Annotated in this window: 17 protein-coding genes and 3 pseudogenes; 12 read left to right on the top strand and 8 right to left on the bottom strand. The window is 63.9% G+C overall.

The features are described from left to right. Positions 1 to 233 precede the first annotated feature (233 nt). Complete coding sequence (locus tag CupriaWKF_RS17780) at positions 234 to 1577, bottom strand: nucleobase:cation symporter-2 family protein (protein WP_276102088.1); 1344 nt, start codon at positions 1575 to 1577, stop codon at positions 234 to 236. A 627-nt stretch (positions 1578 to 2204) separates the two neighbouring features. Between CupriaWKF_RS17780 and CupriaWKF_RS17775 the strand changes: the two genes are divergently transcribed. From CupriaWKF_RS17775 to CupriaWKF_RS17755, 5 genes and pseudogenes are all read left to right on the top strand, one after another. Beyond that, a complete protein-coding gene (locus tag CupriaWKF_RS17775) occupies positions 2205 to 3899 on the top strand; it encodes a SulP family inorganic anion transporter (protein ID WP_276102087.1) in 1695 nt (564 codons plus the stop codon). A 33-nt stretch (positions 3900 to 3932) separates the two neighbouring features. After that, positions 3933 to 4427, top strand: a pseudogene (locus tag CupriaWKF_RS17770) (DUF2252 family protein); the annotation flags it as partial. Then, positions 4407 to 4514 (top strand): hypothetical protein, encoded by a 108-nt coding sequence (locus CupriaWKF_RS17765; protein ID WP_276103297.1) that lies wholly within the window; start codon positions 4407 to 4409, stop codon positions 4512 to 4514. The pseudogene CupriaWKF_RS17770 and the gene CupriaWKF_RS17765, both read left to right, overlap by 21 nt. A gap of 257 nt (positions 4515 to 4771) precedes the next feature. Next, positions 4772 to 6001: a hypothetical protein gene (locus tag CupriaWKF_RS17760; protein ID WP_276102086.1), complete on the top strand. Its 1230-nt coding sequence runs from the start codon at positions 4772 to 4774 to the stop codon at positions 5999 to 6001. A gap of 409 nt (positions 6002 to 6410) precedes the next feature. Beyond that, positions 6411 to 7568, top strand: coding sequence for a hypothetical protein (locus CupriaWKF_RS17755; RefSeq protein WP_276102085.1), 1158 nt, complete (start codon positions 6411 to 6413; stop codon positions 7566 to 7568). Between the two features lie 357 nt (positions 7569 to 7925). On the opposite strand, the gene CupriaWKF_RS17750 is transcribed toward CupriaWKF_RS17755, so the two are convergent. Further along, positions 7926 to 8822, bottom strand: coding sequence for an AraC family transcriptional regulator (locus tag CupriaWKF_RS17750; protein WP_276102084.1), 897 nt, complete (start codon positions 8820 to 8822; stop codon positions 7926 to 7928). 100 nt (positions 8823 to 8922) lie between these two features. On the opposite strand from CupriaWKF_RS17750, the gene CupriaWKF_RS17745 reads away from it, so the two are divergent. Together CupriaWKF_RS17745 and CupriaWKF_RS17740 are read left to right on the top strand one after the other, a co-directional pair. Beyond that, positions 8923 to 9666, top strand: coding sequence for an SDR family oxidoreductase (locus tag CupriaWKF_RS17745; protein WP_276102083.1), 744 nt, complete (start codon positions 8923 to 8925; stop codon positions 9664 to 9666). 43 nt (positions 9667 to 9709) lie between these two features. Then, positions 9710 to 9922: a hypothetical protein gene (locus CupriaWKF_RS17740; RefSeq protein WP_276102082.1), complete on the top strand. Its 213-nt coding sequence runs from the start codon at positions 9710 to 9712 to the stop codon at positions 9920 to 9922. 221 nt (positions 9923 to 10143) lie between these two features. Here the strand turns inward: CupriaWKF_RS17740 and CupriaWKF_RS17735 are convergent, their stop codons facing one another. Then, positions 10144 to 10806, bottom strand: a complete 663-nt coding sequence (locus CupriaWKF_RS17735; RefSeq protein WP_276102081.1) for a TetR/AcrR family transcriptional regulator — start codon at positions 10804 to 10806, stop codon at positions 10144 to 10146. Positions 10807 to 10949: 143 nt separating this feature from the next. On the opposite strand from CupriaWKF_RS17735, the gene CupriaWKF_RS17730 reads away from it, so the two are divergent. The 5 genes and pseudogenes from CupriaWKF_RS17730 to CupriaWKF_RS17710 form a co-directional block, all read left to right on the top strand. After that, positions 10950 to 11852: an alpha/beta fold hydrolase gene (locus CupriaWKF_RS17730; protein WP_276102080.1), complete on the top strand. Its 903-nt coding sequence runs from the start codon at positions 10950 to 10952 to the stop codon at positions 11850 to 11852. Further along, positions 11849 to 12859: a VOC family protein gene (locus tag CupriaWKF_RS17725; RefSeq protein WP_276102079.1), complete on the top strand. Its 1011-nt coding sequence runs from the start codon at positions 11849 to 11851 to the stop codon at positions 12857 to 12859. The genes CupriaWKF_RS17730 and CupriaWKF_RS17725 overlap by 4 nt, the downstream gene beginning before the upstream one ends. Beyond that, complete coding sequence (locus CupriaWKF_RS17720) at positions 12856 to 14736, top strand: bifunctional 3-(3-hydroxy-phenyl)propionate/3-hydroxycinnamic acid hydroxylase (protein ID WP_276102078.1); 1881 nt, start codon at positions 12856 to 12858, stop codon at positions 14734 to 14736. Before CupriaWKF_RS17725 ends, CupriaWKF_RS17720 begins: the two co-directional genes overlap by 4 nt. After that, positions 14736 to 15515 (top strand): fumarylacetoacetate hydrolase family protein, encoded by a 780-nt coding sequence (locus tag CupriaWKF_RS17715; protein WP_276102077.1) that lies wholly within the window; start codon positions 14736 to 14738, stop codon positions 15513 to 15515. Before CupriaWKF_RS17720 ends, CupriaWKF_RS17715 begins: the two co-directional genes overlap by 1 nt. Positions 15516 to 15584: 69 nt before the next feature. Next, positions 15585 to 15962 (top strand): annotated as a pseudogene (locus CupriaWKF_RS17710) (hypothetical protein); the annotation flags it as partial. 138 nt (positions 15963 to 16100) lie between these two features. Here the strand turns inward: CupriaWKF_RS17710 and CupriaWKF_RS17705 are convergent. The 5 genes and pseudogenes from CupriaWKF_RS17705 to CupriaWKF_RS17685 all read right to left on the bottom strand — a co-directional run. Beyond that, a pseudogene (locus CupriaWKF_RS17705) lies at positions 16101 to 16245 on the bottom strand (glutathione binding-like protein); the annotation flags it as partial. A 138-nt stretch (positions 16246 to 16383) separates the two neighbouring features. Further along, positions 16384 to 17472, bottom strand: a complete 1089-nt coding sequence (locus CupriaWKF_RS17700; RefSeq protein WP_276102076.1) for a porin — start codon at positions 17470 to 17472, stop codon at positions 16384 to 16386. Between the two features lie 57 nt (positions 17473 to 17529). After that, complete coding sequence (locus CupriaWKF_RS17695) at positions 17530 to 18507, bottom strand: PDR/VanB family oxidoreductase (protein ID WP_276102075.1); 978 nt, start codon at positions 18505 to 18507, stop codon at positions 17530 to 17532. 30 nt (positions 18508 to 18537) lie between these two features. Continuing rightward, entirely contained in the window at positions 18538 to 19986 is a 1449-nt protein-coding gene (locus tag CupriaWKF_RS17690; RefSeq protein WP_276102074.1) for an NAD-dependent succinate-semialdehyde dehydrogenase, read from the bottom strand. 30 nt (positions 19987 to 20016) lie between these two features. Then, a complete protein-coding gene (locus CupriaWKF_RS17685; protein ID WP_276102073.1) occupies positions 20017 to 21153 on the bottom strand; it encodes a ring-hydroxylating oxygenase subunit alpha in 1137 nt (378 codons plus the stop codon). Between the last annotated feature and the right edge of the window lie 134 nt (positions 21154 to 21287).

The following is a 21287-nucleotide window of genomic DNA, read 5'->3' as shown; positions in this document are numbered from 1 at the left end:
CCATGGCGGATGGGGCGTAGCCCAGTAGTGGCCCCTCTGCAGGGGCGCGATCGCCTTTGGCATGGCCGTCAGGCCCGGCCCGGGGCGGGGGGTACACACCGCGCGTGAGACATGCTGAGCTTTGGCAAGCGCTTGCGGTCTCAGTGACTGTTGGAGATGCCTGAATACCGCAAGCTCGTTTTGAGCTGTGCTGGGCCGGGATGCGTAGGCTCTAGGCGTGGGAAGCCATCGGATCAGCCTTCTTGCTGAACCAGGTCGTGGATACTCCCTTCCTCCTCGCCTTCCAGGTCCTCAGCCAGCCGACCGGGCAAGAGGAGGTTAAGCGCGACGGCTACAAGGGCGCCCACCGTGATGCCAGAGCCAAGCACTTCCTTGACGAAAGCCGGCAATTTTGACAAAAGCTCCGGGCGCATGGTAACGGCGAGACCGCAGCCAATGGATACTGCCACGATTACGCTGTTGCGCTTGGTATGCTCCGACTTGCCGAGCATCTGAATGCCGGCCGAGATGATCATCGCGAACATCATCAGCCCAGCACCACCAAGCACGGGTTGCGGAATCGTAACCACCACGGCACCAAGGACCGGGAAAAGTCCCGCCAAGAAAAGCATCACGCCGGTTAGTGCTACGACAGCGCGGCTAGCGACGCCGGTCAGGGACACCACACCAACGTTCTGCGCAAACGTCGTGACAGGCGGGCTCGACATCAGCGCGGCAAAGGCGGAGCCAACACCGTCACACAGGATGCCGCGAGCCAACTTCTTGCCGGGCATCGAGGTTTGTGTGGCCGCACCCAGGGCCATGAAGGTACCGGTGGTTTCCACAATAGAAACGAGGAACGCGAGCGACATCGCAACGATGCCGGAGATTGGGAAGCTCATTCCAAAATGCATTGGCTGCGGCAACGCAAACACCGGTGCGCTGCGGACTTGGGTGAAATCCACCATGCCAAGCGACACGCACACCATGTATCCGATGAGAATACCGAGCACGACGGCTGATGCCGAGACTATGCCTTTGCCCCATTGCACAAATGCAATGACCAGCAGCAGCACGAATCCTGCAATCGACAGATTTGCAAGGGCGCCGTAGTTGCTGCTGCCAAAGCCGCCAGCGGCCCAGTCCACGGCAACGGGTGTTAGCGATAGGCCGATCATAGCTACTACCACACCAGTCACGGTATGAGGAAATAACTTGCGGATGGTTGGCATGAAGAAGCTGCCGACAATCATGACCAAGGAACCCGCCAGCGATGCACCGAGAATCCCCGGCACGCCATGCTCCAGTCCGACGCTGATTCCCGCTCCGACAAAGGTGAAGCTGGTTCCCATCACGCATGGCAGGCGAATGCCGATCGGTCCTGCGCCCCTGCACTGGATGACAGTCACAATTCCCGAACCGAGGAGCGCAGCATTCACCAACGCGATCACTTGGTCGGGCGGCAACTTGAGGGCTCCCCCTAGCACCAGAGGTACGGCAATGATCCCGCCAAGCGCAGCAAGCAAATGCTGTGTGGCCAAAAGCGTGGTCGTGAGGATCGGCGGGCGGTCCTCGACTTGATATAGCAATTTTTCCATTCTTCGGTCTCCTCGTTTTGTTATGTGAGCGAGCCGTTTTATCACCGCGAATTGGAGACAGTATTTGGGAGTGGTGATGTGCCCCATGGCGGGCACCACTATCAATTTGGCATGAAATGCTAAGGCGTTGGCACGAGTTGCAATGCCCGATCTGTGGGCGGTGATCGTTTATGGATGGCGTCGGCGAGCGAGCAGGCGAGCAACTGCGAAAGCCCGGTGCGGGTGTGGGTCAGTTGGGGGAGCGACGCGTGTCGCATTTCAGACTCACAACGGTCATAGGACTGACTTCGACAGATGACCGTAACTGGCCGGCTGCGGCCCGACGCCGAGCACAGCGGAGCGTTCCTCCTGGACCAGTCCGCGTAGGGCGGAAGACGACCCGTCTTGACATCCGACCGCTTAGAGCATAGTGGCCGGTTCGGCAAACTTGCTCGATGCCTGCGCAAATGTGACGCTATGATGTAAGCGCGGGGGGAGAGTATTCCTCCGCATTTACGATCCGAGCGGGGGGAACCCGCGGGTCAGTCAGTCGAGTGACTTTGCGACCGCACGCGCCGGATCGTGCAACCTCAGATGGAGGTGCACAACATCATGCCGACTTCCCCCACCGTGGCGCCCCGAAGTCGCATGCCTCTCCTGAAAGGGCTGCTGCCGGTAAATCGCGCGCAACTGCCGCACGACATCATCGCTGGCATCACCCTGGCCGCCCTGGGGATCCCTGAAGTGATGGGGTACACCAAGATCTCGGGCACGCCGACCGTCACGGGCCTCTACACGATCTTGCTGCCGCTGGTGGTCTTTGCCCTTCTGGGGGCGTCGCGCCATCTGGTTGTCGCCGCCGATTCCGCAACCGCAGCCATCCTCGCCAGTTCCCTGGTTGCGGTGGCGACGCTTGGCAGTCCGGAATATGTCGGCCTGACGAGCGCCGTTGCACTCGCTGTTGCCGTCATGCTGGTTCTGGCGCGCATCCTTCGCCTGGGGTTCCTGGCCGACTTCCTGTCCCGCAGCGCCCTGATCGGTTTCCTGACTGGTGTCGGCGTACAGGTCGCTGTTGGCGAGCTTGCCGGGCTGATCGGACTGCGCAAACAGGGACATGGTCCGCTCATGCAGTTCGCCTCGGTTTTTCAGCGCATTGGCGAAGCCAGTTATGTCACGTCTGCCCTGTCGTTATCAGTGCTGGCAGTGATCCTGGGATGCAAACGCTTCGTGCCGCGTGCACCCGGCCCGCTGATTGCCGTGGTCGGCGCGATCGCCTGCAGTGCGGCATTCGATTTCGGGAAGCACGGCATCGAGCTGGTCGGCAAGGTGCCCAGCGGATTGCCATCGCTGTCGCTGCCGCCGCTGCATCTCGCCCATCTGGAACAGGTACTGATAACCGCCGCCTCCTGCTTCATCGTCATCATCGCGCAAAGCGCCGCGACCGCACGGGCTTACGCCAACCGCTACAACGAGCGCGGCGACGACAACCAGGACATCGTCGGCCTTGCCGGCGCCAATGCAGTGGCCGCGCTGACCGGCACCTTCGTGGTCAACGGGAGCCCGACCAAGACCGAGATGGTCGACGATGCAGGCGGTCGAACCCAGTTCGCCCACCTGACAACCGCCGTCATCGTGCTGCTGGTGCTGCTGTTCATGACCGGGCCGCTAGGCTTCCTCCCGGCTGCCGTCCTGTCGGCAATCGTGTTCATGATCGGCGTCAAGCTGATCGACGTGAAAGGCATGACCGAGCTTTACAATCTGCAGAAGGATGAATTCGTCGTTGCCCTGATCACGACGGGCGTGGTGGTGTTCGTCGACGTCATGCACGGCATCCTCGCGGCCGTGCTGTTGTCCCTGATCGACCATACGCGCTATAGCTACCGGCTGCGCACCCGTGTGCTGACACCCCACCCGAGTGGTCAGTGGACGGCAAATGAGGTGGCGCCAGACCTGTTCGCGTCGCCGGGCATTGTCGCCTATCGTTTCGAGGCCGATCTGTTCTATGCGAACGCGGGCCGCTTCATGGAGGAGGTGCTGAGGCTGGTCGAGCAGACGGATTCGAAAGTGAGCTGGGTCGTCATCGATGCCTCGCAAATCTTCAACGTCGACTATAGCGCTGGCAAGACGCTGGAGCAGCTTCGACGTGAACTGGAGCGGCGCGGCATCGGTATCGCCGCTGTCGCGATTCCCGAAGGCGTACTGGACGAACTTCAGCGCTATCGCACCTTTAGTGGTGTAACCGGGCATCAGGAGATTTTCGTGACCGTGGACGACGCCATCAAGGCCCTGCGTGACCGGCCGCCGCCAGAATCAGGGCCGGAGCCTGCCGGCAGGCCAGGTTGACACGTAAGGTCACGCGCCTTTCGAGGGCATGCCATGCCAAAGACTGCCGAGGTGCAACAAGGTAGGTCGCCGGCGGTGCACGCAGAGCCGCATGCCGCCCAAGTGCACGAGGATCTCTCCGAACTGTTTGGTGGCCGCGGCTCACGAACATCGCGTATCGACGCTGGAAGGGCCGCACGTCGGCTTGCGCCGCGGGCCAAGCTTGCGACATGTACGCTGTCCGACCGCGATCCGATTGCACTGCTCGAGGCTTCCAATGCAGGCAGGTTGCCAAGCCTCATACCGATCCGCTACGGCCGCATGGTGGCCAGTCCATTCGCCTTCTATCGTGGGGCCGCGCCGCTGATGGCCTTCGACCTGGCCCGGTTGCCGAATTCGGGAATCATCGTGCCGCTAGGCGGTGATGCCCACCTGGCAAACTTCGGCTCGTTCGCCAGTCCGGAGCGCAGGGTACTGTTCGGGCCGAATGATTTCGATGAAACGTTGCCCGGGCCTTTCGACTGGGATGTGCGCAGGCTGGCTGCATCCGGCCATGATCCTTGGGTACGTGGGCAAGTCGGATGCGTTCGACGAAGCCATCCAGCAGTTTGCCATTGCCTACGCCGAGCGCAATGAAATGGACTGGTCGGCCCTGAAGGCGGCGGTGAAGTCAGGGAGAGCGAGCGGGCGCGAACAATGCGCATTTCCTGATGTCGCGTCCGTCTACTGACATCTCGCTCTACGACTACGCGCGCCTGACCCTGCGGCCCGGGTCGGAACTCAACGCGGTCGGCGTTTATTCCTTCTTCCACCTCAGCGCTTTGCAAAAGGCCAGCCGCCTTGCGAATGAGCGGCACACCGCGCAGCAGAGGCAGGCGCTTGCGCGCGCCGCCATGGCGGACGAAGCGTTCGCGCTGCATTTCCTGGAGGATGCATACGCAGCGGGCCATATCGCCGGTTCATGGGGCGACGCTTCGCAGCGGCAGGGAACGCACGATTACTACAACCAGAATGGGCTGGAAGTATTCACGTGGAGCAATGGAGGCCAGTCGGTCGTCCTGATGGGTGATGCGAACCTGCGTCCGGAAGACGCCTCCGTGGCGGCGACGGCCGTGCGCCGCAGCCTCGAGCAGGTACTGGATGCCGCGACAGGCAGCGGCAATGCATTCGCCTACACGCCAGACGCCGTGGCAGAGTTGAACAACTTCGACATATGCCGCAACAAGACGCTGCCCGACCGCGCTCCCGGCACAGGGCCAAGGCCGGAAGATGTGCGGTTTTTCGAAGCGACGCTGCGCGAAACCCCGGTACCGGGGCTCGGGCCAGGCCTTGGGGCCATGCCGCGCTTTCGCAGCGAGGTCGGACCGTTCATCGGGCTGGCCGGTTCGATCGATGCGCGCTGGGTCGACGGCGGCTTCGTAGCCTCCCAGGGTTGGGGCGGCTTCGTCGGCGGCCTCGATCTTTCCGTGCGGGCCGGCTTCGGCCTCGATGGCGTGATGGGCGAGGCGGGCGACGGGCTGGTCTATGCCTCGGTAGGCTTCCGCACCGATTCGCCATCCAGCAACCGCTTCGGCGCGCAAGTCGCGTCCGGCGGTAATCTTGGCGCGGCGATACCAGCCCGCTCAGGACTGGCGCTGCGCCTGCGCATGCCATTCTATGTGGTGCCGGGCGACCTGCTGCTGCTGGCTCCGCTGTATTTGGTCAATCCGTCCGCCTATACACAAGTCGCCGTCCGCGCCGCTAATGGCGGCCTGATCCCGTGGGAGAGCGGATGGTCGACTGCAATCGGACGCTTCCAGTTCGTCCTGGGTCGCGAGATCGGTGTGACGCTGTACGGGCTGAGCGGGAGGGATCAGCTCATTGCGCCCGGTGGCCCGGACACAGGCGTTGGGCAATTCGTGAGCTTCAAGTCAACCATGTTCGAGATTCCCATTCTCGAATACCGGCCGTATCGTGCGTTTTCGACTAACCAGAGTTCGTCGGTGGTCTTCCAGCTCTTTGCCGCTGCCGACGTGCCGCACGGGGGAAGCGTAAATTTCCCTCGCGGCTCGGCTGCGCCGCCGTTGCATACAGTCTGGTCGATTGGCCTGAGGCTGGTGTTTGATTGGCGCTATTACTACTAAACCCTACGGTACCGAGGAGAGGACTGCGTTGCCGCTTGCTGGTCATATCCGTCTTTGGATTAAATTTGAATTTTCAAATTTTAAAATGCATAGCCAATCACCCCCAATAGCCCATCTGCAATTCATCCCATTCATAGCGGATGCCTGCCACGCCACGACCACTGCATTGACATGCCGTTTCGATTGGCAGAATTCGACGGTCACACGCCTGCAGGTCCGCTGCTCACTTGGGTCCGAGCCTCATCGCAAGTACGGTAGTGGCGGCGGGTCGGTCTCCGGGTCTGGAGCGCGGCGCAGTAGATTTCACGAATGCGACCCGCTTATCCCTCATCCCAGCGGAAGGTATTCAAGACGATTTCCTCATCTGACATTAATAACTCACAATGGCATTTCCAAGGCGGGGAGAGCGATGACGCAGCCCGACGCGCAGGACACTAAATGGCGAGCCGCTGGCCCGAGGCAGGCCTTCCGCGCGATCCGTACATGGTTGAGGGGCCTCGCGTACCTGACGGCGCTCGCGTGGACCCTTTTTCTCGGCGCGTGCGCATCGACGCCGCTCGTCCCGTATTCGACCGATACGCCACCGCTTGTACTGGTGCCAGCGGCCCTTGCCGGAGTGACCGACAAGCGGGGCCGCTTTCGCGAAGTCTACTGTGCCGTGCTGCGGGCCCGAGGCTCCACGCTTCCCGACTACCGTCCTTGCGAAGAGGCACTGACCCGCGTGGGCACCGAGCCCGCCGGCACGGACAGGCCCGTCGAACTCGGCCCGTCGAAACGGCATCTCATTGCGGCAGTCGTGGCGGGCGTCGGGTACGAGTGCTTCAGGCCATGGCTGGGTCCGCAGGGGACTGTCGCAACCCATGTGCGCGAGTTTGGCTATGACGCGACGATGATCACTGTCGACGCACTGTCAAGCTCGACGAACAACGCTCGCCAGATCCGCGATGCAATCATGGCCATGCCGCACGCAGTCGACGAACCGCGCATTGTATTGATCGGCTATTCCAAGGGCGCACCGGATATCCTCGAGGCTGTCGTCACGTACCCCGAGATCCGCAGTCGCGTGGCCGCCGTGGTCACCGCGGCCGGTGCCGTCGGCGGTTCGCCGCTCGCCAACGATGCCGAGCAGTATCAGGCCGACCTTCTGCGGCACTTCCCTGGTGCGACATGCTCGCCTGGAGATGGCGGCGCGGTGGAGAGCCTGCGGCCGCGGACACGCAAGGCATGGCTTGCGCAGAACCCGCTTCCCAACGATCTGCCCATCTATTCGATCGTCACGTTCCCGCAGCCGGAGCGCATTTCATCGATTCTCAGATCAAGCTACGACAAGCTGTCCCGCGTCGACGCGCGCAACGACAGCCAGATGATCTTCTATGACCAGATCGTGTCCGGGAGCACGCTGTTGGGCTACGTCAACGCTGACCATTGGGCGCTCGCCGTACCAATCGCCCGGAAGCATGACACGATCGGTTCGCTGTTCGTCACGCAAAATGCCTATCCACGGGAGGCGCTGGTAGAGGCTTTGCTTCGTTTCATCGAGGAGGAACGCATCAGCGATGGCAAGTGACCAGCGCAGCGTGATCCGGATATGACGGTCCGTTGATGGCGCGAATCGGTCGCTTGAACGACCGTATGACCGCGAGGGCGAAGGGCCGCTTATGGCCGGCATCCGACGACTGCAATCTTAGAGCTTCCGTCCGTACCCGCTCGAGATCTGCGGTTTTCGGCCAAGCGGAAATCGCCGATTGACGTTGAAGCCGGTGTGAGCGATCTTCGAGTTGGTAACCTGGATCGACGATACGCGCGTACAGCCGTTGGGCGCGCGCGGCTGGGACAGCAGTTCGCCGCGATGGTGCATGGTGGCGGGCGACATGGGAGATTGGACGAATGCGCGGCCCTTCCATTCCTTGATCGGCAGGCGTTCTTACACTGCGCGCGCGTAGTGGCTGGGTGGCTGCCCGACATGCCTGGTGAATGCCACGCTGAACGCACTGGTCGAGCCGTAGCCGATGCGTTCGGCTATCTCCGAAACGGACAATTCATCACGACGCAGGAGTTCCTTCGCGATTTCCATACGCCACGAGAGCAGGTACTCCATCGGCGCGACCCCGACCGTCCGCGTGAATCGCTCAAAGAAGCTGGATCGCGATAACGCAGCGATCGTGGCAAGTTGGGCAACCGACCAGCTCTGGTCAATATGCGCATGCATCTGCTTCAACGCGGCCGCCAATCGCTCATCGCCCAATCCACGGAGCAGGCCTGGTGGGGCGCTTCCCGACGTGGTTGAACGCATGGCCTCGACGAGCAGCATTTCGACCAGCCGGGAGCGCATGAACTCATTGCCTGGTTTTTTATCCGCGGACTCCTCGCCCACCATCTGCACTAGCTGCGACAGCCGCGTCGAACCTTGCACGTGCACCACTTTCGGCAGCAGCGACACCAGCAGACCCGGATCGGCGCAGTCGAACAAGAACGAACCACCCAATGAGCGCATGTCGGGTTGGCCTGTCTGCTCGCCATACCGCAATTCGCCCCGCCCCTCCCGCACTTGGTTGGGGTCCATGTAGGCCGGGGGCGCTGGGGCGAAGCTGGATATCGTAAAGCCCGGCGTGGTGGGGAGCAGCACGAAATCTCCGGCGCTGAGCGTCGTCGGCTCGTGTCCATCCACGGCCAGCCGACAACTGCCTTCCAGCATGATGCAGAAGCTGGGCTTGCCGAACTCGGAGTAGCGCACCGCCCAATTGCCCTTGCCGCTGATCAGGTTGGCGAACACGGCCTGCGGATGCAGCAGTCGGACGATTTCGGAGAGAGGGTCACTCATTTGGACGTTCGCTAAAAGAAAGCGGATTATTTGATATCGACGATCCGGCTAGAGTTCCCTATCGTTCCCTCCGAGTCAATCACCCACCTCGGAGCACGAAATGAAGACTGTACTGATCACTGGTTCTTCGTCCGGCTATGGCCTGGAAACCGCCCGTCACTTCCTCGCAAACGGGTGGAAGGTCATCGCTACCATGCGGACCCCCCGGTCGGACCTGCTTCCAGCCTCGGAGAACCTGCGCGTCTTGCCGCTGGATGTCACGCAGCCCGAGAGCATCGACCGGGCCTTGGAGGCCGCTGGCCCCATCGATGTACTGGTGAACAATGCCGGCATCGGCCTGTTCGGTGCATTTGAAGCCACCCCCATGTCCACGGTGCGGGAGATCTTCGAGACCAACACGTTCGGCGTCATGGCGATGTGCCAGGCGGTGATCCCACAGTTCCGCGAACGCCGAGCCGGCACGATCGTCAATGTCACGTCCAGCGCGACGCTGGCCCCGTTCCCGTTGGTGGCCGTCTACACGGCCAGCAAGACCGCCATCGAAGGCTTCACGGCATCGCTGGAGCATGAACTCAAGGCGCTGGGCGTGCGGGTCAAGCTGGTCGAGCCCGGCTACGGACCTTCCACGAGCTTCACCGCCAACGGCCAGCAGCGCATGCAGGGCCTGATCACGAAGCCTTACGAGCCCGTCGCCCATGAAGTGTTCGCGGGATTCAGCCAGCTCTCCGCGGTGACGGCTGCGACGGATGTCGCCGAAGGCGTCTGGGATGCCGCCAACGACACCTCTGACCGGCTGCATTTCCCGGCGGGTGCCGACGCCGTTGCACTGGCGCGGGCTGCCTGACGGCGAGCGTCGCCGCGACTCGTCCACTCACGAGGATATTCTCATGATCACGCAAATCCGCTCCCGCAACTTTTCGCAATCGACGTCGATCCTCGGCCGCGTCGAGGCCATCGAGCGCGTCGGGCAGCGAGTCGGTCTCCCGCACGAACCAGGCCGCGGCTTTTGCAAGTATCTCCCTCTCCATTTCGAGCTGCCGAGTTCTCACGGCGAGGCCCTTGAGAGCTCCTGGCGCTCGGCACTGGTCAGGCCGTCATGACGTGTGCTTCCGTCACGCTCGGCCTGTGAAACCCAGTTGTAAACGGTCTGAGCCGTGGGTTCGAACTCTTTGGCCAGATCTTCGGCGCGGCGACCCGCATGGACCAAGTCAACCATTTGTTGACGGAAAACAGTGCGGTACGGCGGGCGCGTTTTCGGCATGGTGCACCCCGTGTTTAATAGGCACTGTCCGAATAAGCGGGTCACCTCGAGATACGCGGATCACTTATCCAGTGTCAGCAGCGGCGGCAAATCGGAATTCGCCAGAACCTTTGCCTCGTCGCGCGCAATTCCCAAGGCTACAAGCAGCAATTCCGCCGTATCCGCGCCGATCTCTCGCCAGGTTCGGTGGCCTTCGAGCACCGGTAGCATGGCGGCGATCACCGTTCCGGCCAGCATGGCCACCGCCGAAGGCAGTTGTTCGCGTGTAATCCGGTAGCGGCCGGCTTCGATGCCCTCACTGAGATTCTGGATAGGGTCGGTCGACCACAGCGTCTGAAGTGAAGCACTACTGAATCCGAAGCGGTTCAGGAAGCGCCCCCAGTGCGGTTCCTCATGGGCGCGTCGAAGGTAATGGCGGATGCCGAGGGCCAGGCGCAAGGCGAGGTCGTCCGTGCCCGCGAGGCTTTGGGTGACCCGGATCGTCATCTCGCGCACCAACTGCGCCGCTACCTGCTCGAATAAACCCTCCGTGTCGCCCAGGTTGTTGTAGACCGTGCCGCGCGCGACGCCGGCCGCGACGGCCAGATCGCTGATGCTCACCCGGGTCATATCCATCTCTGCAAACAGCTTCATCGCCGCGCTGTGAATGCGCTTCTGGGCCGCACTGAGGGCGGGTTCGGGTGCCGGGGCGGACTCGGCTCCGCCTTGAACAAATTCGTTCATAAAAGGACAGCTCCAATAATTCCTGGACGATTATACGCTTGACAACGTTACTCACTACCGAACTATACTGAACACTAACGTTCAATATAGAACGTCTATGTTGTGTTGCCCTATATCCACTCAGCCACCTCAGGAGACATCACATGAGCGTCATCCAAGCCGTCGATCGGAACACCGAAACCCGCGTCCTGCAGGTCGGAAACAGGCAGATCCATCTTGCCGACATGGGTGGAGGCCCGCCGGTGCTGATGCTCCACGGCGGCGGCCCGGGTGCCTCGGGCGTCTCCAACTACGCGCGGAACATTACGGCGCTGGCCGCGCATTTCCGCGTGCTGGTGCCCGACATGCCTGGCTATGGAAAGTCGAGCAAAGGCCTCAATTCGAACGACATCTGGGGCGACCTGGCCGACACTATGCTTGGCCTGCTTGACGCGCTGGGCATCGCCCGCGCGCACTTGGTCGGCAATTCCGCCGGCGGCGGTTGCGCGCTGCGGATGGCGCTTGATCAGCCCGAGCGGATCGGTCGCCTGGTTCTGATGGGCCCGGGCGGCGTAGACGTTTCCAAGGCGCCGCCCACCGACGGCCTGAAGCGCCTCCTCACTTACTACACAGGCGACGGACCCACTTTCGAAAAACTGAGCCGCTTCATCACCGAAGACTTGGTGTACGACGGCAGCCAAGTCCCCAAATCAGTACTGCGCGAACGTTACGAGGCCAGCATCGCCCCGGAGGTGATCGCCAATCCGCCGCTGCGTGCGCCTGGGGATCCAGCAACGCTGGCAAAGCTGGACCTGACGCTCGACCCGCGCCTGCCAGCCCTGACCAATCCGACCCTGGTGCTCTGGGGCGTGGAGGATCGCGTCAATCCGGTAAGCGGCGGCGTGACACTGCAGAAACTCATGTCCCATTGCGATCTGTACCTCTTCAGCCGCACCGGCCACTGGGTGCAGTGGGAACGGGCCGACGAATTCAACGCGGCGGTAAGCGCCTTCTTGAAGGAGGAAGAGCCTGCCGCCAATCCGGCTATCGTCGGAGCCGCAGCATGAAGTCGAGCTCGACTCCAATCGCGACCAGCTTGTACGGCCGCATCCGCCTGGGATACGTGCTAATCGAGTCGTCCCGGCTGGATGAGTGGCAGCGATTCGCCGGGGAAGGCCTCGGCCTGCACGTCGACGCGCCTCAGGCCGGCGTGCTAGCCATGCGTATCGATGAACACCAGCGCCGGCTTATCGTTTGTCGCGGACCTGCCGAAGATGTGGCGGCTGTTGGCTGGCAACTTGAAGACGAAGCGGTGCTCGAACTCGTGTTGAGCCGCTTGCGCACTGACGGCGTGATCGTGCGGGAGAAGTCCGGCGAAGCGGCGGGCCTGCGCGGCGTCGAGCGCTACTGGTCCTTCGAGGGTCCGAAACGCATGGCCTTCGAACTCTTCGTCCGGCCGATCCTCGGCACGGCACCGCTTCAGATGAAAGCCGGCGGCTTCATCACCGGAGCGGCCGGCATGGGGCACCTCGCAATCTCGACGCGCGTGCCCGAGGCCCTGCTCGCCTTTCTCCAGCGCATTTTCGACGCGCGGATCTCCGACTTCATCGAGGAACGCGTCAACGGCGTGGTGATGGACATCACCTTCCTGCGCCTCAATGAGCGCCACCACAGCCTCGCGCTTGCCGCGACCCGCGGCAGGCGCATGGATCCACTGCGCAATCGCATTCACCACCTCAATCTGCAGGTCGCCAGCTTCGACGACGTGGTGGGGGCCTACCGCCGGTTGCGTGAGATGGGCTTTGCCATGGCCAACGGCATCGGCCAGCACCCGAACGACCGCGAACTCTCCTTCTACGTTACGACCCCTTCCGGCTTCGCGGTCGAGTTGGGTTGGGACCCGATCGTCGTCACCGAGGAGGCCGAAGCCGGCTGGCAGACCTGTACCTACCAGGGCATCAGCCTATGGGGGCATTTCCCCGAAAGCCTGACGTTCGGCATGAAGCTGGGCCAGACGGCGCGGGCGCTGGGCTCGCTCACCCGCAAGGAATACATACCAGGGGTTGCATCATGAAGATGGATACCGCAAACCGTTCGTTCGACGACGCGCCGAGCGCGCGCCTGGGCACGCCGGCCGGCGATCGGCAGGGCAGTCGCTCCGACTCAGGAGCCGACAGGCTTCGCGCCGAATCGTGCGAGCCCCACGGCCGTCGCGCCTGGGAATATCACTACGACGTCGTTATCGTCGGCCTTGGGCCGACCGGGCTCACGCTCGCACACGTGCTCGGCCACCGCGGCCACAGAGTGCTGGTGCTGGAGCGCGAGCCGCAGTTCTACGGTAATGCGCGCGCGGTCTACACCGATGGCGAATGCATGCGCATTTTTCAGTCCTTCGGTCTGGCGGAGGCGCTCACGGCAGACATGCTGCAGTCCCCAATCGTGCAGTTCGCGATGCCAGACGGCGATGTATTCCTGCAGTTGAGTAACCCGAACCGACCTTACGCCTGGGACGCCTCCTACTTCCTATATCAGCCGCGGCTCGAAACCGCGCTTGGCGACGCGTTGGCGCGGTATCCCAACGTCACGGTGCAGCGAAGCCGGGAGCTGACCCGCTTCGAGCAGGACGATGAGGGCGTCACCGTCTTTTACACCACCACGGAGGGCGGCAACTACGGCAAGCCGGCGGCGGAAGCCAAGCTGAAACCCTCGGCGCAGGAATCTGCAGTCCGCGCGCGCTATCTGATCGGCTGCGACGGCGGCCGCAGCCTCGTGCGCACGCAGTTGGGCATCCCCATGCAGGGCAAGAGCTTTCCCGACCCATGGGTAGTGGTCGACATCAAGGAGAAAGTACGCGGCGACGGCCTGCACCATCTGCCTTATTTCAGCTTCATCTGCGACCCCGCCTGCCCGACAGTGAACTGCGTGCAACCCGATGGGCACCACCGCTTCGAGTTCATGCTGATGCCGGGCCAGAAGCGCGAATACCTCGAAGACATCCATACCGTGCGCAAACTGCTGGCGCGCCATATCGAGGTCGATAAGTTCGAGATCCTGCGCCACCTCGTCTACACCTTCAACGCCCTGATGGCAGAGCGCTGGCGCGAGCGCCGCGTCTTTCTGGCGGGCGATGCGGCGCACATGACGCCTCAGTTCGTCGGCCAGGGCATGAACGCCGGTGTACGCGACGCCTACAACCTGGGTTGGAAGCTCGATGCCGTGCTGCGTGGCCGCGCTGGCGATCGCCTGCTCGACAGCTACGAGACCGAACGCCGCCCGCATGCCGCGGCAATGACGCGCGAGGCGGTGCGCGTGAAGAGCATCGTGTCGATGACCAGCCCCCTTGGTGCGCGGCTGCGCAACATCGCGTTCAGGCTCGCATTGAGGCTGCCCGTGGTGGGCAAGTTCATGCGCGAGGGGAACTTCATTCCCTCGGCCACCTACCGTCGAGGGACTTACCACGGCCTCGCACGGCGCCGGCTGGGCGGGCCGGAAGGACGGCTGATGCCGCAGCCGAAGGTAATCGGTCCCGACGGCAGGGCGCACCGCCTCGACGACTTGATCGGCGCCGAGTATGCGCTGATCGGCGCCGGCGTGGATCCCCGCGCTCAACTTAGCGCGGAGGCACTCGCGGCCTGGCAGACGCTTGGCGCCCGCTTCGTCGTGGTCTACCCGTGGGGCCTGCGGCCGCAGGATCCGCGTCAGCGTACGCGAACCGAGGGACTCATCGAGGTTGAAGACTTCGAATCCACCTGGTTCGCCTGGCTGAAGGCCCAGGGCCACAAGCGCGGCAGCGTCGCGATCCTCCGGCCGGACAAATTCGTGTTTGCGCTAGAACGCGGCGATGGGCTGGCCCGCGCCACGCGGGTCGCGAGCGAACAACTGCAGCGGGACCGAATGGTCGCCGGCGCGTCGCGTCGTCCCGTGGGCGTCGTCACCCGGGAGGCTGCGTGATGGATAACGCCGCCAACCGCGCAGCGGCCGCGCTGCGTGAAGCGCGCCAAAGCGGTACGCCGATCCCACCGATTTCAGCGGGCTTCGCCATCGCCAGTCTGGAGGCCGCCTATGAGGTGGCCGAAATCAACACGCGGATTCGCGTGGCCGAAGGGGGGCGCATCGTCGGCAGGAAGATCGGCCTCACCTCGCGTGCCGTGCAACTGCAACTGGGCGTTGACCAACCCGACTTCGGCATGCTGTTCCAAGACATGGAATTCCAGCATGCCCAGGAAGTGCCGATGCGTCGGTTGATGCAGCCCAAGGCCGAAGCGGAGATCGCCTTCGTCGTCGGCCGCGAGCTCGACGCCGGTGTGCCGAGTTGGGCGGAGTTCCTGCGCTGCATCGCCTTTGCGCTGCCCGCCATCGAGATCGTCGACAGCGCAATCGCCGACTGGAAGATCACGCTCGCCGATACCGTGGCCGACAACGCGTCCTGCGGCCTCTACGTACTCGGTGACCAGCCCGTGGCGCTAGGAGCGCTCAACCTGGGCGAGTTGGGCATGCAGATGACGTGCAACGGCGAACTGGCCTCGGTGGGCGGCGGCGCCGCCTGTCTGGGGCACCCACTGCGCGCCGCGTTCTGGCTGGCGCGCACGATGGCTGCGCGCGGCGCGGGCCTCCAGGCAGGCGAGGTGATTCTCTCGGGCGCTCTCGGCCCGATGGTGCGGGTCGTCGCCGGCGACCATATCCACGCACAGATCGGTGCACTGGGCAGCGTCGCCTGCCGCATAGTTTAGGAGATAAGGGAATGCCCCCGAAAATTGAAAGCCGCCATCGTCGGCAGCGGCAACATCGGCACGGACTTGATGCTCAAGAATCTGCGCCACGGCAAGGATATCGAGATCGGTGCGATGGTCGGCATCGACCCGGCCTCTGACGGCCTGGAGCGCGCCGGGCGGCTGGGCGTGGCAACCCACCCACGAAGGGGTGGAGGGCCTCGCCCGCCTGCCCGTGTTCGCCGGCATTGACGTGGTGTTCGACGCCACCAGCGCCGGCGCGCACGTGAAGAACGACGCCTTCCTGCGCGGGCTCAAGCCGTATGGTGAAATCGTGGCGCGCATTTCCGGCAAAAGCGCCGGGCCGGGGACGCGCGCCGCCTCAAGCAGAAGGTGCAGTTCGACCGCATCCCCGCCGCCGCGCCGCTGCTGGTGCCGGGCGCGGGCCGCGTGAGCGGGCTCAAGACTTGCACTGAGGCTGACATCTCGCGCCAGCATCTCGAGTACGCGTTCTCGAACGACGAGCAATTTGTCCCGGAGTTCCTGCGCATTAGTTCGAACAACAAGAATTCCGGCAATTCTCATCCCAGGGAGAAACTTGCCGGTCTCGTACCAGCGCTTCACGTTCGGATACTGACCGAGCGCGACCTGATGGCGTTCGTCGCCAGGCCCAGCCAAGAAAAGCGAAATCGGCCACTGACAGCGTATCGCCGGCAACGAACTCCACGGACGCAAGGCGGCGGTCCACCACCCCGGTTGCCTCTTCCCAACCCCTCGGTCAGTCGGCCGCGTCAGCAGCCGGGGTTGTCGCAATGGTGCAAGGGGATGGGTTCCGATTCGTTTTGGGTACTTGTCCTTTGACTATCGTGTCCCCGCTTTCGCGGGGAGCTCAGAACAGGTGGCGAATTCCGGCCATTACGCCCACGCGCGTCGTGCTGTGGACATCTGTCACCGGCGTCCCGCCCCAGTACTCCGTCTCCCGCCCGACCGTGCCGCCGCGCGCGAAGGTGGCGTCGGCCTCCAGGAACAGGCTGGTGCGCTTCGACAGAGCATAGTCCGCCACGGCCGATACCGCGTCGGCGTTGCCGCTGCCGAGCGGGATGGGCGTGGGCTGGAACTGCGTGGTTACGTTGCCGCTCTGGTTGTAGCGGTAGTACGCGCCCGACAGGTGCAGGGCCGGCGTGACCTGGTAGCCGAGGCCGACGAATGCGATGCCGAAGCGCGCGTCCGGGCTGGTCTCGCGGCGGCCCATGTAGCCGATGTAGCCCGTGGCGTTGCCGATGACATAGGACGCGCCGACCGAGTAATTGTGCAGCGTGTTGTCGCCGGTGCCCGGGCGTTGCCGTTCGTAGGCCACGCCGACGGACAGCGGCCCCTGCTGGACCATCACGCCGCCGCCGAAGGTTGCCCCGCGCGCCGTGCTGCCCGGCCGTTCGCCGAAGCCGTAGTCGAGCTGGATGCTCACCGGGCCGATCGTCTTCTTGTAGACCATGCTGTTGTTGACGCGGTAGCCCTGGAAGAAGATGTCGCCGCCGGTGTAGAGCGGGTCCGACCAGAAGTTGCCCCAGCTCTGGTCGAGCGGGTCGAAGGCCCACCCGATGTTGTTCAGGGCGTTGTACTGGCGGCCGAAGGTCAGGGCGCCCCAGTCGCCGGAGAGGCCGACGTAGGCCTGGCGGCCGAACAGGGCGTTGTAGGCGGTCTTGCCGTCGTCGGTGCCGAAGCCGTTCTCCAGCAGGAAAACGGCCTTGTTGCCGCCGCCGAGGTCTTCGTTGCCTTTCAGGCCCCAGCGGCTGCCGCCGATGCCGCTGGAGACGAGTTCGGTCTGGTCGTTATGGCGGCCGTCGATGTTGGACGTGTAGCGCACGGCGGTGCTGACGACGCCGTAGAGCATCACGTTCGACTGGGCATGCGATGTGGAAGGCAATGCGGCAGGCAGCAGCGTGCCCGCCAGCAGCCAGAGGCTGGCTGGTTTCCTCATAGGGTCTCCTCGGGAGGGATGGTGGCCGGCGTCTCGTGCGCCGGCCTTTCTTGTGATTTACAGATCGAGCACGAGCTTGCCGCCCCTGGCCCGCGACACGCAGATCATCATCGTCTTCTGCGATGCCTTCTCCTTGTCGCTCAGGTACTGGTCGAAGTGAACGGCTTCACCTTCAAGGATGCGGGTCTCGCAGGTGCCGCACACGCCTTCGCGGCACAGGCATTCGACCGGGACGGTGCTGTCGCGCTCGATGGCCTTCAGGATCGACTCGCCGGAAGCCACTTCCACCGTCTTGCCGGATTTCGCCAGCACCACGGTGAAGGCGTCGCCCGCCTGCTCCGGCGCGGCGAACTGTTCCCAGTGCACGCGCGAGGGATCGAGGCCAACGGCCTGAGCGGCCGTGCGCACGGCATCGATCAGCGGAGCCGGGCCGCAGACATAGACATGCGCGCCGGGCTGCATATCGCCCAGCAGGCCGGCCAGGTCGAGCTTCTGGCCCTTGCTGTCGACATAGAAGCTGACCTGGCCCCCGGAAGACGCCTGCGTGAGCGCCGACAGCTCGTCGCGGAACGCGCCGTGCTCGTCTGCGCGGAAGGCGTAGTGCAATTCGTGCGAGGCCCCACGCTTGCGCAGCTCGTGCATCTGCGACATGAACGGCGTGATGCCGATGCCGCCCGCGATCAGCACGTGGTGATGCGCACCATCGTCCAGCGCGAACAGGTTGTTCGGCGTGGTGATGGTGAGCGCGTCGCCCTCCGCCACCCTGTCGTGCAGGAACGCGGAGCCGCCTTTCGACTTCTCCTCGCGCCGCACGCCGATCTGGTAGCTGCCGAGCGCGTCAGGCGAACTCATCAACGAGTAGGCATTGCTGTACTGGCGCTCGCCGTCGCGCATCTGCACGATGACGTGGCTGCCGCCGGTGAAGGGCGGCAGATCACGGCCGTCCATCGCTTCCATGGTGAAGCGCTTGATCAGCGGGGTCACGTGCTCGATGCGCGAAACCCGCACCTGGAGGGTTTGGTAGGTATTGCCCATGCTGCTGTCTTCCGGGTGTGCTGCCGCGCGTTACAGCGCCATGCAGAGGTATTTCATTTCGAGGTAGTCCTCGATGCCATACTTCGAGCCTTCGCGGCCCAGGCCCGACTGCTTCACGCCGCCGAACGGCGCCACCTCGTTCGAGAACAGGCCCGTGTTGATGCCGACGATGCCATACTCCAGCTGCTCCGCCACGCGCCAGACGCGGCCGATGTCGCGGCTGAAGAAGTAGGCGGCCAGGCCGTAGATGGTGTCGTTGGCCATGCGCACGACGTCGGCTTCCGACGTGAAGCGGACAACCGGCGAAACCGGCCCGAAGATTTCCTCGTCCAGCACGCGCATGCCCGGGGTGACATCCGCCAGCACCGTCGGCGTAAAGAACTGCGCACCGGCCTCATGCACGCCGCCGCCGATGGCGATGCGAGCGCCCTTGCTCACGGCATCCGCCACCAGTTCACCGACCTTGGCGACCGCCTTCTCCGTGATCAGCGGGCCGATCTCGCTGCCGGCCGTGAAGCCGTTGCCCACGCGCAGCGCGGCCACCTTCTTCACGTAGCGCTCGACGAACTGGTCGTACACGGCGTCGTGGATATAGAGGCGGTTGACGCAGACGCAGGTCTGGCCGGCGTTGCGGTACTTGGCCTGGATCGCGCCCTCGACCGCCGCGTCGATATCGGCATCCTCGAACACGATGAACGGCGCGTTGCCGCCCAGTTCCAGCGATACCTTCTTGACCGTGCCAGCGCACTGCTGCATCAGCAGGCGCCCGACCGGCGTGGAGCCGGTGAACGACAGCTTGCGCACCAGCGGATGGCCGGTGAACTGGCCGCCGATGGCCGCCGCGTCGCCGGTGACGATATTCAGCACGCCCGCCGGGATGCCGGCGCGCAGCGCCAGTTCGGCCAGCGCCAGCGCGCTGAACGGCGTCTCGTTGGCGGGCTTGACCACCATCGTGCAGCCTGCCGCCAGCGCGGGCGCGGCCTTGCGGGCGATCATCGCCGCCGGGAAATTCCACGGCGTGATGGCCGCGCAGACGCCGATCGGCTCGCGCACCACCACCAGCCGCTTGTCGGCGGCCGGGGAGGGAATCACGTCGCCGTAGAGGCGCTTGGCTTCCTCGCCGAACCACTCGATGAACGACGCGGCGTAGCGCACCTCGCCGCGCGCTTCGGCCAGGGGCTTGCCCTGCTCGCGGGTCATGATGGCGGCGAGGTCATCCTCGTTCTCGATGATGAGGTCGAACCACTTGCGCAGCAGCGCGGCGCGCTCCCTGGCGGTGCGGGCTTTCCAGGCGGGCAGGGCGGCGTTGGCGGCCTCGATGGCGGCCACGGCGCCGGCCTCGCGCATCAGCGGCACCGTGCCGACCTGCTCGCCCGTGGCGGGGTCGGACACGGCGACGGTGGCGGCGTCGGGGGCGTTGGTCCATTCGGCGCCGATCAGGGCCTGCTGGCGGAAGAGGGTGTTGTCCTTCAGTTGCATGGGTCTGGTCTCCGTTTCATTGGGCGGGGCTCAGGCGCCCTCGTATTCCTTCGCCACCTTGCGGTGGAAGTGCACGATGCCGTGCTCGCTGATGCCGCTGCGCTGGCGGTCGACCATGATCCGGCCCTGGCCGCGGTAGCCGCGCGACTTCAGGCCCTTCTGCACGCTTTCGACGAGGCGCAGGTCTTCCGGGCGGAACACGTCGCGATACCACTCGACCAGCTTCTTCTGGTCCTCGGTCAGTTCCTTGTTCAGGAAGTAGATCTCGTAGTGCTGGAGCGTGACTTCGGCGCTGGCCGGGAACTCGTAGATCACCGTCATGAAGTTGGCGCCCGGCGGCACGTTGAACATCGTGCAAGGCCAGGCCCAGAAGCCGCTGAAGCTCGGGTCCTTCACCGACTCGTCCAGCTTGAAGGACTTTTCCGACGACTTGGCATGGCCGAACTGCAGCGTCCAGTTGCCATGCAGCGTGTGGGTGTACTTGTCGACCTGCACCGAGTCCGAGAAGCCGGGGTGCGCCGGGCCGCAGTGGTAGCACTCCATGTAGTTGTCGACGATGGACTTCCAGTTGGCCGGCGTCTCGGTGACGAAGCGGGCGCCGAGGTGGAGTTCGTCGATCACCGGGCAGGCTGCGCGCATGCGGGCTTCCAGGCCAGGGAGTTGGTCTTCGACGGTGCCGGCGTCCGGGTTCATGTTGACGAAGACGAAGCCGGCGTATTCCTCGACCTTCACCGGCACGAGGCTGGACTTGTCCTTGTCGAAGTTCGGCACGTTGTCGCAGTTGCGGGCCAGCGCCAGTTCGCCGTCGAGCTTGAAGGTCCAGGCGTGGTACGGGCAGGTGATGACGTTCTTCGCGCGACCGCTGCCTTGCAGCAGTTGATGGCCGCGGTGCGGGCAGACGTTGTAGAAGGCGCGCAGCACGCCTTCGCGGTCGCGCAGTACGACGATGCTTTCGCCGATGATCTCGCGGGTCACGTAGTCGTTCGACTCGGCCAGTTCGCTGCGGTGGGCCACGCAGATCCAGCTATTGGCGAAGATTTTTTCCTTCTCGTACTCGAAGACGGCTTCCTTCGTGTAATACGAGGCGGGCAGGGTCCAGGCGTTCTCGTCGTCGGCGCAGAAGTTGGCGGGCAGCTTGACAGCGGCGTTGTCCAGGGTCTTCTCCATGATTCGGTTTCCTTTGGTTAATTTGTAGTTAAGCGTTAAATCGTGTTTAACAACAAGGCGGAAGAAAAAGCCCAGGGGGCGGGCAAAGTGTGAGCAATGAGTCGGGTCAGGCCGGCGGGGCGCCGCCCTGACCA

The organism is Cupriavidus sp. WKF15, from assembly GCF_029278605.1.
Lineage (GTDB): Bacteria > Pseudomonadota > Gammaproteobacteria > Burkholderiales > Burkholderiaceae > Cupriavidus.
This window is presented reverse-complemented; position numbering and strand designations above follow the sequence as displayed.